The organism is Marinicauda sp. Alg238-R41 (genome assembly GCF_947331485.1).
Classification (GTDB): domain Bacteria; phylum Pseudomonadota; class Alphaproteobacteria; order Caulobacterales; family Maricaulaceae; genus Marinicauda; species Marinicauda pacifica.
In genome coordinates this window covers 971,991-983,884 of sequence record NZ_CAMZOJ010000001.1, presented here as the reverse complement: position 1 = coordinate 983,884, position 11,894 = coordinate 971,991, and the positions used below count along the sequence as shown (strand labels likewise).

Genomic DNA, 11,894 nt, shown 5'->3' with positions numbered 1-11,894 from the left:
GGATGCAGTGGCGGGATGCGGCTGGTTCACCGGGTCGATCGACCGTCGATTGGCACGGCCGCCGATAGCCCGACCGGCGGACCCGGCTGCTTAGCGCGCCGCGCGCCGTTAGACCAGTGGCAGAATGATCGCGCCGCGAGCAAGCTCATGTCGACTGGCGCCGGGCGGCATCCCACGCCAGCTCGGCTTCATCCACGAGGCCGGCGCCAGCAAATGTCTGGCCGGCCAGGAGCTGAATACGCGCCAGGTGCTCGCCGCCTTCCAGGGCCCGGCGGCACGCGGCAACCGCGCCGGCGACGTCACCGCGCGCCATTGAGCTCCTAGCTTCGCTGGCGTGGTGATCGGGCAATGAGAGATGCAGATCGGATCCAGCAGAACGATCCGTCCCGCGATGCTCCCAGAGATCGAGCCAGTCCTGCCAGAGCGTTTCGATCGCGGCCTCGTCGCCGAGCCCATCCTCGGACAAGACCGCATAGAGCCGCTTGATGTGATCGCCGGCCGTGGGGTGATCGAAAAGCCGGTCCGCGTCGGACCGGTGGTGCTGATCGGCCGACACGATCGCACCCGCGGCGTCGCCCGCCTTGCCGTCAATCGCCAGCCCGAGGGCGCTACCCAGCCGTTCGAGCGCGCCTTGAGGGTCTGCGACCAGAGTTTCGTAATGGACCAGCGCGCGGTCATGCCCGCGACTGAGGCGCACGGCCTCCATCATGTAGGCAAACCACAGATCGAGCGCGTGGGCGAAGCCCATTCCATCACGGCGATAGAGGGAAGCCGCCACGCTCAGCGGGTTGCGGCACAAGATCACAAGCTTGCCAGTATGGCCCAGCGTTGCGAACGCCTCGGTCCAGACCGGAAGCGTGCGCGAAATGCGCGGATCCTTGACCAGCGGCGACCGCTTCAGCGCAAAGAGCGTGCGCAGGACTTTCGCCGCCTGACCGGCCCAGTCCGATACCGTGGCTATGCCGGGAAGGTCGAATGGCTTCGGATCGGCCCAGTGCCGGGCCTGCCTCTCAAGCAGCTCGTCGTTGAGCTCGACGACCGGCCGCGCTTCGAAATAGCCCTGCCGGTTGAATTCGTTGGCCTCCAGCAGATCGTTCGCCTGTTCAAGTCCGAACGCTTCCAGACTCCGGGTCAGCGCCGATGTGCCGGACCGGTGCATTCCGAGAACGATAAACGCTGATTGGGTCAATGCTGCCTTGCCTCGTCTCGACTCGAAATGCCGGTTCGCTTCAGATCAGACGGCTCACCCTGTCAGTCCGGCATTGAAGATGAAATAGACCAGAAGGGCGAGCACGATCTGCGAGGCCGCCACGATCAACGCAAGAATGCGGCTGATCCGGGCCGCGATCACCATCGAGACCGCGAAGACCGCCAGTTGCGGAAACAGGCTGCCCTGGTGGGGTATCGCGTTGCCCGGCTCGAACATCAGACCGGCTCAGATCAGCAACGCCAGGAAGGTAGCTGCCGTCAAGGCGCGCAGGCGCGCAATGGCCAGCCCGGCCAGGCCGAGCGGGACCATCGGCGCCAGCACCCCAAGGCTGTAGGAAACGGTAAAGAAATCGAGCGCGCGAAGATGAGCGGCAAAGCTCACCGGATCGTCGGCAAAGGCCAGGCCGAGCTTGTCCAGGAGATGACCGACCGGCTGCGCGACGATCGCTTTGACATTCAGCCACCGCACGTAGATCCAGTCCAGGACGCTGACCTCGCCAAGCGAGGCTCTCATCGCGTCAGAGATGCTGGTCCCGTCCGGCTCGCCGCGTCCGGCCAGGTGCCATTTCACCAGCCGGGTCCCGGGCGGATCGACAAAGCGCTGGTAGAACGTCCACGGCAGATAGCACACAGCGAACACACCCAGCCCGGCAACGCTGAAACGCCAATGCGGGAGACGGTGGAGCAGAAGCGCAGCTGCGGCAAACGCGACAAGGACAAACGCCGTCGCGCCATGGGCACCCAGGGCCAGTGCAGCGGCAAGACCTGCGATCGCTCCGACGAGACCGCGCCGGCGCTGAACGTCGAATTCGCCAGTGAAGAAGAGTGCGGCGGTCACGCATAACAGTCCGGCTGGCACCAGCTTGGGCCAGACAAACACTGCGTGGACGATCACCAGCGGGCTGGCTGCCGCAACCACGCCTGTCAGGGCGGCCACCTTCCAGCTTCCCGACAGCGCCCGCGTCAGCAGGTAGACCCCGATCAGCGCATACATCTGCAGGAGCGTCGCCAGCCCCTGATAGTAGTAGGCCGCCATGTCTGCGGACATCAGCGGCGGCGTCCACAGCAGGGTGAAGCCCGTCTGCAAGGGAGGACGATCCGAACTGAGCCAGTCACCATTCATCGGAGAAGGGACCGTCCCGCTCAGCAGAAATTGCGCAAACTGGTAGGGGAGAAAGTTGTCGTTCGGCAGCGGGTGGCTGAACCGGTTCGCGGCCACGGCGAACGGATCGGTCAAATCGGCGCCCGCAAATCCAGCGACAAGAAGCAGGAAGCCGAACGCAAAAGATACGAGGACGGGCCAGGTCAGCCCGTCCCAGCCGATGTCGGCAACGGCGCGGTTCAATGGCGGCCGGACGAGCGATAGAGCTCCGGCCGCGATCAGGACCCAGATCGCAAGCCGTACGACATGTCCGATGACCGGCGCGACGGTGAAGGCAAGAACACAGATCCAGGCTGCCACGGCGCTGGCAACCAGCCCGCCTCCCAGCGACACGATCTCGTTCTCGCCCCGGCGTGCCAGCAACCCGGCCGGAACCAGAATGGACAAAGCCAGGCAGGCCCCGGAGAACAGCGCAAACAGCAGAAGGAAGAAAAACGCCATGACCGCTACCGCTTGTAGGGGCGGCGTTCGAACTGGCCGTAAGTCAGGTAATGCTCCCCGGCATCCACACCGGCCTCGGCGACATCGGGATGCAACTCCAGATAGAGCTCGGAATTAAAATCGTCGGGAACATCACGATGAATCGTCACCCCGTGGCGCATCCGGTGGATGAAATCCTTCGGCACGTCGTTGCCCAGATAGCGATTGGGTATCTGCGCGCCGGTCATGATGTTGGTCATGTCGCGCAGGTACATGCGTCCGTATCCGGGATCGGAATTGAGCGGCGTATAGTAGAGGCAGTCGTCAAAATAATAGTGCGAGACCTGAGACCAGCGGGTGCGGTCCAGATCGAGATGTCGTTCCCCGCCATGCAGCAGGTTTGACGCCCAGATCAGCGCCTGGCCTTTCCTCGCGTGAAATTGTTCGCGCTCCAGCCCCTGGGCCTCGACCAGCTCGCGCCACATCGGCTCGTAGGTCTGCTGCCCGGTGGCCAGCCAGTCGTCGGCGAAATGGCCGATATGCTCGTTGGTGAAGATGGGCAGCTTGTGACTGCCGGGATAATAGACCAGCGGACCGTTTTCAGAATCGATGTCTTCCAGCGCGACCCAGACTCCGCACATGAAACGCTCGGGGATCGAGGAGAAGTGAACCGCGTCGGTGTGGAAGTGCTGCTGGGTGCCGACAGGAAAATTCAGCGTCTGGAAAGGCCAGGCCGGTCGACCGTAGAGATATTCCAGCAATTCGAGAATGGCCGGGCTGCCCGCCACCCGGCGCACGGCGGGATTGTCCTTCCAGGCGTCCTGAATGCGCAGGCTCGCGCCCCGGTCGCGTCCCTCGCGTCGCCAGCCGTCGAAATCGTAGCGCGGCTCAAGGTCCGATTTGATCTCGTCGGCGAGCGCGTCGAAATCCTCATCGGGGAAATCGATGATCGCATAGCCTTTGTCGCGGAGACTGACCGCCGCCTCGTACCAGCCGGGTTTGGCCTGCTTCTGGTTGAAGAGACGATCAAAGAACGGCGATTCCACATCGGGCACGCCGGGCAGAGGGTTTTGCCACGACTCGTTGCTGTTCGCGTCTGCCACGTTATGCCCTCCCCGGCCTGGATTGCTTGCGAGTGTAAAAAAACAGCTTTATCAGAAACCGGCACTCAGGCAATTACGCCCTTCACGAGAGGGTGATAGCGAGCGCGATCCGCCGACAAAGCGCGCGCAGGGGACGGACAAGCCTCATGTCGAACCGCCGCGAGCGCCAGCGAAGCCCTCTCAGGACGGTGCATGCGGGCGTGCTTACGCCTGCTTTCATCATCTGCCTCTCCTTCGCGCTCTATGCCGGGCTCCTGGCAGCAACCTTCGATTGGGAGCTGCTCGATCACCACCTCTTCCGGCAGGCGCAGACGGCAACCGCGATCCGCGAGCTGATGCGCGACGGCCCGTGGCTGGCCTATCGCATCCCGGTCCTGGGTCCGCCGTGGACGGTGCCGTTCGAGTTTCCCCTCTATCAGATCATATCTGCCAAGATCGCCGGCCTGCTCGAGCTTGAAGCGCGCCATGGCGGGCGAATGGTCGCGGCGGTGAGCGGAGCGCTCTGCGTCGCGGCGCTGGCCCGGCTGGCCTACCTTCTGAGCGCCACGCGGCTTCAGATCGTCACCATCTCGCTCGTCTTCGGGCTCTCGCCGATGATGATCTACTGGTCGAACGCGGTGATGATCGAGACCTTTGCGCTGGCAGCTTCCCTCGTGATGACGGTCTGCGCCTGCGAATATCTCTACCGCGACCGCGTCTGGGCCCTCGCCGGAGGCACCCTGGCAGCCATCTGCGCGGCGCTCGCCAAATCCACGACGTTCGGGCTTTACCTTCTCTTCGTCTTCGCGTTGTTCTCCATCGAATTCCTGCGCGTGGCCTGGTTCGGTTTTGCGTTTCGGCGCAGTGCCATCAAGGGACTGGCGGAGCACTTCTTCCAGCGCGTCCTGGCCGGCGTATTCCTGCTCGGCCCAGCCCTGCTGATCGGCTACGCCTATGTCGATTTTGCCGACCGCGTGAAAACGCAGTCCGTGCTAACGGGCTGGCTGACGTCGGCCAATCTGTCGCAATGGAATTTCGGCGGGTCGAGGCTGGAGAGCCTGCGTCCGATTGTTCACGATTTCTATGCCGGCCAGCCCCCCGTGCTCGTCGAGGCACTTGGAGTTCTGGGACCGGTTCTTCTCGCCCTGGCCGCCATGGGCCTGCTTGCCGCGGGGCCGCGCTACTGGCTGCGCGCCGGCGGGCTCGGCCTCGGATTCTTAAGCGGGCCACTCATTTTCGCCAATCTTTACATGGTTCATAACTACTACTGGGTTGCCGTGCTGCCTTTCGGAGCCGCCTTCATCGCGCTGGGACTGGAACGGCTCATCGCCCTGGTCGCGCGCCTGGCGCGGCGCGCCGGCCTGCCGGTCGGCCGGCGCCGCCATGGCGTCCTGTTTGCCGTCTTCGCGCTGGCCTTTGCCGGCAGCTCTGCCATCACGATGAAGACATTTTTCCTCGACCCGCCAACCGCCTATCGCGCGGGCCTTATGGGGGCGGCAGAAGCGGTGCGGGCGCACACCGAACCGGACGATATCGTCCACGCGTTCGGCCTGACCTGGAGCCCGGCCCTGCAATACTTCATGGACCGCCGCGCCGTGATGGGCACCCACGCGGGCGACCTCACCGTCACCTACGCGCTGGAGCAGGGTCTTGAACCGGCTGCGCTGGTGCTGTGTGAATCGCAAAAGTCAAAGCTGGACGAGTACACGGCCACACCGTTATTCGCTGGGTCGTGGCAGCTGGTCGCCGAGAACCCGCTTTGCCAGACCTATGTGAGGGGATAATCTGTGGAACGCGTCTTCATCACCGGGGCTGCAGGCCTTGTCGGGCAGAACCTGATCGCGTCGTTGAAGAATGACGAAGCCTACCAGATCGTCGCGGCCGACAAGCACACCGCAAATCTCAAAGTGCTGCAGGAGCTGCATCCTGAGGTCGAGGTCATCGAGGCCGATCTTGCCGAGGAAGGCCCGTGGCAGGACCGCCTCGGCGAATGCGAGCATGCGATCTTCCTGCATGCCCAGATCGGCGGCCTGGACGAGAGCGAATTCGTCCGCAACAACCTGACGGCCACCGAACTCTGCCTGGACGCGATGAAGCGCGGACGCACGCGCTATCTGGTCCATGTCTCGTCATCCGTGGTCAATTCCATGGCCGACGACTTCTACACGCGCTCCAAGACCCGCCAGGAAGAGATCGTGGAACAGTCCGGATTCACGCATGTCACCCTGCGCCCGACCTTGATGTTCGGCTGGTTCGACCGCAAGCATCTCGGCTGGCTGAAACGCTTCATGGAGCGCGCGCCCGTCTTCCCGATCCCCGGCAATGGCCGCTATCTGCGCCAGCCGCTGTATGGCGGTGACTTTTCCGCCATCATCGCGGCCTGCCTGCGCCGGGAAATCGAGGGTAGCTACAACATCTCGGGCCGCGAGCGGATCGACTATATCGACCTGATCGCCCGCATCCGGTCGGTAACCGGCGCCAAGACGCCCATCGTGAAGATCCCCTACTGGGCCTTTGATCTCATGTTGCGGACCTATGCGGTCTTCGACCGCAACCCGCCCTTCACGACCCATCAGCTCAAGGCGCTGGTCACTCCCGATGTGTTCGAGGTCATCGACTGGCCGGACATCTTCGGCGTGCGCGCCACCCCGCTCGACGACGCGCTTGAAGAGACATTCTGTCACCCCGAATACTCGCAAATCTCGCTGGAATTCTAGACCCACCCATGGCCGATACCGCGCAATCTCCCTCGCAGAAGCTGATCGTCCTCGGTGCGGGCCCCATGGGCCTTGCCGCGGCCTACGAGGCCGTGAAGGCCGGCTATGACGTCGACGTCATCGAAGCGGACGACCGGCCGGGCGGCATGGCGGCCCATTTCGATTTCGACGGCCTGTCGATCGAGCGCTTCTACCATTTCTGCTGCCTGTCGGACACTGACACGCTGGCCCTTCTCGAAGAGCTGGGCATGCCGGATGCGATGAAATGGGTCAGCACCAAGATGGGATATTATCTCGACGGCCGTCTGATCCGCTGGGGCGATCCTGTGTCCCTGCTTCAGGCGCCGGGCATCGATATCGTGACCAAGGTGCGCTACGGGCTGCAAATGTTCCTGTCGACCAAGCGCAGCGACTGGGAACGCCTGGACAAGATCAGCGCCAAGGACTGGTTCATCGGCTGGTCCGGCCAGAAAGCGTATGACCGGCTCTGGCGCCGGCTCCTGGAATTGAAGTTCTACGAGTTCGCCGACGATATTTCGGCCGCCTGGATCTGGCAGCGGATCAAGCGGCTCGGCAACTCGCGCAAATCCCTGTTCGAGGAACGCCTCGGCTATATCGAGGGCGGATCGCAAACCCTAATGAATGCACTGGCCGAGGCGATCACCGAACGCGGCGGCCGCATTCATTACAAGGACCGGGCGACACGTTTGCACATCGAGGATATGGCGGTGACGGGCGTGGAGACCGCTTCCGGCGCGCGCTTCGAGGCGCAGCGCGTCATCTCCACCATCCCGACCCCTTATGTGCCGGACCTGTTCAACGACGCGCATGCGCCGCTGCGCGCGCCGTACGAGAGGATCAAGAATATCGGCGTAGTCTGCGTGCTCCACAAGCTGACCCGTCCGATTACGGACAATTTCTGGGTCAATATCAGCGATACGCGGATCGACATTCCCGGCTTCGTCGAATTCTCGAACCTGCGGCCGACCGAAGGCCACGTCGTCTACGTGCCCTATTACATGCCCCAGACCCACGAGAAGTTTGCGCGCGACGACGAGAGCTTCGTGGACGAGAGCTTCGGCTATCTGCAGACGGTCGACCCGTCGCTGAAGCGCGAAGACCTGCTCGCGTCCCACGTGGGCCGGCTGCGCTATGCCCAGCCGGTGTGCGAAACCGGATTCGCTGAAATGATCCCTGATCCGGTCACGCCGGTCAAAGGCCTGCAGATCGCCGACACCTGCTTCTACTATCCCGAAGACCGCGGCGTGTCGGAGAGTATCCGTTATGCCCGGCGACTGGTGAGGCAGATCGGTGAAACACGCCAGGGCAAGCGCGATGTCGCGTGAATTCATCACCTTCGTGGCGGCCGGCGCGATCGCGGCGGCCATCAACTGGCTTTCGAACGTGCTCCTTCTGCTCATCATGCCGCTCGAATGGTCCGTGGTCGTCGCGTACCTGATCGGCATGACCACCGCCTACACGCTGAACCGCATTTTCGTGTTCAAGCTGTCCGGGCGCCAGGTGCATGAGGAATACGTCCGCTTTGCCATCGTCAACGTCATCGCGCTGGCCCAGGTCTGGCTCGTCACGATGGGGCTGGCCCGGCTGCTGCTTCCCGCCATCGGATGGACCTTCTACCCGACCGAGCTGGCGCACGCGGTCGGCGTGGCCTCCCCGATCGTGACAAGCTATCTCGGACACCGATACTTCACCTTCGCCCCGAAGCCGGTCCTCGAACCGCTCGATCCGCCCCAGCAGGACGACCAGCCGTGACGACCCATCTGCCCCTTATTGTCGATCTGGACGGTACGCTGCTTCGCACCGATACGCTGGTGGAGAACTTCGCCGCGGCGATCTTCGCCCGCCCGGCTCGCACCGCGATCGGCTGCCTGCGCCTGTACGAAGGGCGGCCGGCCTTCAAGCGGCGGCTGGCGGCGGATGTGGAGCTGGACATCGAAGCGCTGCCTGTGCGCGAGGACCTTCTTGAGTTTCTCCAGCACCAGCGGCAGGCCGGACGGGAGGTCCATCTCGTCACGGCCACCGACCAGCGGATCGCCGACCGGATCGCGGCTCATTTCGACGTCTTCGACAGCGCGACCGGGACCTCGAGCGAGATCAATCTGAAGGGCGCCAACAAGCAGGCCTATTTGCGCGACCGGTTTCCCGAGGGCTATGTCTATGCCGGGGACAGCCGGGCCGACCTGAAAGTCTGGCGCGATGCCGACGCCATCATCCTCGCCGGGGCTTCGCCGGGAACCACGCGGGCCGCAGGCCGCCTCGGCAAACCGGTCGAGCGAAGCTTCGAGAACGAGGCGCTGACCACCAGGATCTGGCGCAAGGCGCTGCGTCTGCACCAATGGGCCAAGAACCTTCTGGTGTTTGCCCCCTTGCTGCTCAGCGGTCTCTACTACGAGCCCGCGGCAATCCTGGCGTCGATACTGGCCTTTTTCGCGCTCGGCCTTGTCGCGTCGGGCACCTACCTGCTCAACGATCTGGCCGATCTGCCCGCAGACAGGCGGCACCGGTCCAAGCGCTTCCGGCCGATGGCGTCCGGTGCGCTGCCGGTCTGGATCGGCATGATCGCAGCCCCCGCCCTGATCCTCGCCGGCCTTCTGCTCGGGCTCTTCGTCAATCTCGCGCTTGTCGTCGCGCTCGCTGCCTACCTGGCGACGACGCTGAGCTATTCTTTCGGGCTGAAGCGCAAACCGGTCGTCGACGTGATGATCCTGGCGGCCCTGTTCACGCTGCGCCTCCTCATTGGGGTTGCCGCCATCGGCGCAGCGGTCTCGTTCTGGCTGCTCAGCTTCTCGATGTTCTTCTTCCTGTCGCTATCCATGGCCAAACGCCATGTCGAGATTGCCGCGGCCGAACCCGGCACCCGGCTGAATGGCCGCGGCTATACCGCGGAGGACGGTCCGTTCTCGCTCAGCGTGGGTCTGTCGTCGGGCATGGCCGCCATTGTCATCCTGTGCCTTTACGTCACGGAGGACGCGATGCCGGTATTGCGTTACTCCGAGCCCGGATTTCTCTGGGTCGTGCCGGTCGTGATCGGCTCGTGGGTGCTGCGCATCTGGCTGCTCGCCCATCGCGGCGAGCTCGACGACGATCCGGTCGCCTTTGCGGTCGGCGACAGGATCAGCCTTGCGCTCGGTGTCGTGCTGGCCTTCGCCTTCGCGGCCGCGAGCTTCCTGTGACCGATCCATTCCGCACCGAGACCGGGCGCAAGTCCTGGGGCCGGGTGGTGGAGGCCGAACACCAGGTGGCCCGTCCACGCCGGACAGGCGCGGTGCGCAATCTCCTGCGCCAGGCCGGGGACCGCGGGCTCACCGCGCTCGCTCACGGTCTCGGCCGGTCCTACGGCGACAGCAATCTCAATCCCGGCGGCGCCTTGATCGAGACAGGCGCGCTCGACCGCTTCATTGCGCTCGACGTGGAATCGCGCACCCTGCGCGCCGAGGCCGGGGTGAGCTTTGACGACATCCTGCGCGCCATCGTACCCCACGGACTTTTCCTGCCGACACTTCCCGGCACACGCTATGTCACGCTGGGCGGGGCCATCGCCAACGACGTCCACGGCAAGAACCATCATTCCGCGGGCAGTTTCGGGCGCCATGTCCGCTCGATCCGGCTGGAGCGGTCAGATCGCGGCATCCATGACATCACGCGCGACACCGACCCCGAGCTGTTTGCCGCGACGATCGGCGGACTGGGCCTGACGGGGGTCATTCTCGAAGCGGAAATCGGTCTCGTGCCCATTGCTTCCGCCTTCATCGATCAGCGCACAGAGCCGCTGACTGGCGTCGACCAGTTCTTCGACATTGCCGAAGCGCGCGCGCAAGAGCACGAACACACGGTCGCCTGGGTCGACTGCACCGCAAGCGGCGACCGGCTCGGCCAGGGCGTGCTGTCCTGCGGCGACTGGGCAGAGGCGGGCGCGCTGACGCCGCATCGGAGCAAGGCCGGTCCGGCCCTGCCCGTTGACCTGCCCGGCTTCGCGCTCAACCCGCTTACACTCAAGGCCTTCAATCTCGCCTACCGCAAGCGCCAGCTGATGAAGCCCGCCCAAGCGCGTGTGCACTATTCCGGCTTCTTCCATCCGCTGGACTCCATCCGGGACTGGAACCGGCTCTATGGCGCGCGGGGCTTCTACCAGTACCAGTCCGTCATCGGGTTCGAGAGCGCGCGCGAGGCAACGCGCGCCATGCTGACGCGTATCGCCGCGTCCGGGCTCGGGTCCTTCCTGGCTGTGCTCAAGACCTTCGGCGAATACGCGCCCGAAGGTGTGCTGTCTTTCCCGAAGCAGGGCGCGACGCTTGCGCTCGACTTTGCCAACACCGGCGAGCGCACCCTCTCCCTCATGGCCGATCTGGACCGCATCGTGGCCGAGGCCGGCGGGCGTCTCTATCCGGCCAAGGACGGGCGCATGCCCGCCGGCATGTTCAAGGCCGGCTATCCGGACTGGACGCGCGTGGAGGCCATGCGCGACCCTCTCCTTTCCTCTCAATTCTGGCGCCGGGTGACCGATGACTGATCAAAACCGCAAGATTCTCGTGCTGGGCGCCCTCTCCGCGATGGCCCGCGAAAGCGCCCGGGTGCAAGCAGGCAAAGGTGCCTCGCTCTACCTGGTGGGCCGCGACGGGGAAGCCCTGCGGGCCGAAGCCGACGATCTGCGTGTGCGCGGGGCTGGCACGGTCGATACGCTGGCCATGGATCTTACCGACACGAGCCAGACCGACACCATCCTGGCCAATGCAAGCGCGGCACTGGGCGGGCTGGATACGATCCTACTTTTCTACGGCGTTCTGGGCGACCAAGCCGCGGCCGAGACCGACCCCGGCGAAGCCGCCCGCATCATGGACGTGACCTATACCAGTGCCGCCCAATGGGTGCTGGCTGGCGCGCGCCATCTGGAAGCCGGCGCGAAATCGCGCGGCGTCCTGATGACCGCCTCCTCGGTCGCGGGCGATCGCGGACGCCGGTCCAATTTCGTCTACGGCTCCGCCAAGGCCGGCCTGTCGGTCCTGATGCAAGGCCTGGCTCACAAATGGGGCGGACTGGATGACGCGCCGCGCGCCGTCAACCTGAAGCTGGGCTTCGTCGATACGCCCATGACCAGCGACGTCGAAAAGGGCGGCCCGCTCTGGGCGTCGCCCGAGGACATTGCCGCGATCGTCGACCGGGCCATCGAGAAAGGCGGGCCGACCGTCTACGCGCCCTGGTTCTGGCGATTCATCATGCTGGCCGTGCGTGCCACGCCGCATTTCATCTTCAAGCGGGTCAATCTGTAACCCCGCCGGGACAGGC

The 11,894-nt window shown here is 64.5% G+C and carries 11 protein-coding genes; 7 read left to right on the top strand and 4 right to left on the bottom strand.

All coding sequences use genetic code 11. From position 1 onward, the window contains the following. Window positions 1-145: 145 nt before the first annotated feature. The 4 genes from PGP17_RS04560 to PGP17_RS04545 are packed head-to-tail and all read right to left on the bottom strand — an operon-like array spanning window position 146 to window position 3,894. Window positions 146-1,189, bottom strand: coding sequence for a sulfotransferase family protein (locus PGP17_RS04560; RefSeq protein WP_135945244.1), 1,044 nt, complete (start codon window positions 1,187-1,189; stop codon window positions 146-148). Window positions 1,190-1,243: 54 nt separating this feature from the next. After that, window positions 1,244-1,426 (bottom strand): hypothetical protein, encoded by a 183-nt coding sequence (locus tag PGP17_RS04555; RefSeq protein ID WP_270374410.1) that lies wholly within the window; start codon window positions 1,424-1,426, stop codon window positions 1,244-1,246. Window positions 1,427-1,435: 9 nt separating this feature from the next. Continuing rightward, entirely contained in the window at window positions 1,436-2,812 is a 1,377-nt protein-coding gene (locus PGP17_RS04550; RefSeq protein WP_270374409.1) for a hypothetical protein, read from the bottom strand. A 5-nt stretch (window positions 2,813-2,817) separates the two neighbouring features. After that, window positions 2,818-3,894: a phytanoyl-CoA dioxygenase family protein gene (locus PGP17_RS04545; protein WP_270374408.1), complete on the bottom strand. Its 1,077-nt coding sequence runs from the start codon at window positions 3,892-3,894 to the stop codon at window positions 2,818-2,820. A 200-nt stretch (window positions 3,895-4,094) separates the two neighbouring features. Here PGP17_RS04545 and PGP17_RS04540 point away from each other — a divergent pair, with 200 nt between their 5' ends. From PGP17_RS04540 to PGP17_RS04510, 7 genes are read left to right on the top strand one after another with little or no spacing between them, the layout of a single operon-like run. Further along, a complete protein-coding gene (locus tag PGP17_RS04540; protein WP_270374407.1) occupies window positions 4,095-5,657 on the top strand; it encodes a hypothetical protein in 1,563 nt (520 codons plus the stop codon). Window positions 5,658-5,660: 3 nt separating this feature from the next. Continuing rightward, entirely contained in the window at window positions 5,661-6,590 is a 930-nt protein-coding gene (locus PGP17_RS04535) for an NAD-dependent epimerase/dehydratase family protein (RefSeq protein ID WP_270374406.1), read from the top strand. Between the two features lie 8 nt (window positions 6,591-6,598). Next, window positions 6,599-7,936, top strand: a complete 1,338-nt coding sequence (locus PGP17_RS04530; RefSeq protein ID WP_270374405.1) for an NAD(P)/FAD-dependent oxidoreductase — start codon at window positions 6,599-6,601, stop codon at window positions 7,934-7,936. Continuing rightward, window positions 7,926-8,363 carry a GtrA family protein gene (locus tag PGP17_RS04525; protein WP_270374404.1) on the top strand — a complete coding sequence of 146 codons (438 nt, stop codon included), beginning with the start codon at window positions 7,926-7,928 and terminating at the stop codon, window positions 8,361-8,363. The genes PGP17_RS04530 and PGP17_RS04525 overlap by 11 nt, the downstream gene beginning before the upstream one ends. After that, window positions 8,360-9,784, top strand: coding sequence for a UbiA family prenyltransferase (locus PGP17_RS04520; protein WP_270374403.1), 1,425 nt, complete (start codon window positions 8,360-8,362; stop codon window positions 9,782-9,784). The genes PGP17_RS04525 and PGP17_RS04520 overlap by 4 nt, the downstream gene beginning before the upstream one ends. Then, entirely contained in the window at window positions 9,781-11,121 is a 1,341-nt protein-coding gene (locus tag PGP17_RS04515; protein ID WP_270374402.1) for an FAD-binding oxidoreductase, read from the top strand. The genes PGP17_RS04520 and PGP17_RS04515 overlap by 4 nt, the downstream gene beginning before the upstream one ends. Next, window positions 11,114-11,878: an SDR family NAD(P)-dependent oxidoreductase gene (locus PGP17_RS04510; protein ID WP_270374401.1), complete on the top strand. Its 765-nt coding sequence runs from the start codon at window positions 11,114-11,116 to the stop codon at window positions 11,876-11,878. Before PGP17_RS04515 ends, PGP17_RS04510 begins: the two co-directional genes overlap by 8 nt. Window positions 11,879-11,894 lie beyond the last annotated feature (16 nt).

Coding starts and splice junctions, on each gene's coding strand:
- PGP17_RS04555 (WP_270374410.1), bottom strand. CDS start 1,426: ATGTTCGAGCCGGGCAACGCGATACCCCACCAGGGCAGCCTGTTTCCG.
- PGP17_RS04525 (WP_270374404.1), top strand. CDS start 7,926: ATGTCGCGTGAATTCATCACCTTCGTGGCGGCCGGCGCGATCGCGGCG.
- PGP17_RS04510 (WP_270374401.1), top strand. CDS start 11,114: ATGACTGATCAAAACCGCAAGATTCTCGTGCTGGGCGCCCTCTCCGCG.
- PGP17_RS04530 (WP_270374405.1), top strand. CDS start 6,599: ATGGCCGATACCGCGCAATCTCCCTCGCAGAAGCTGATCGTCCTCGGT.
- PGP17_RS04550 (WP_270374409.1), bottom strand. CDS start 2,812: ATGGCGTTTTTCTTCCTTCTGCTGTTTGCGCTGTTCTCCGGGGCCTGC.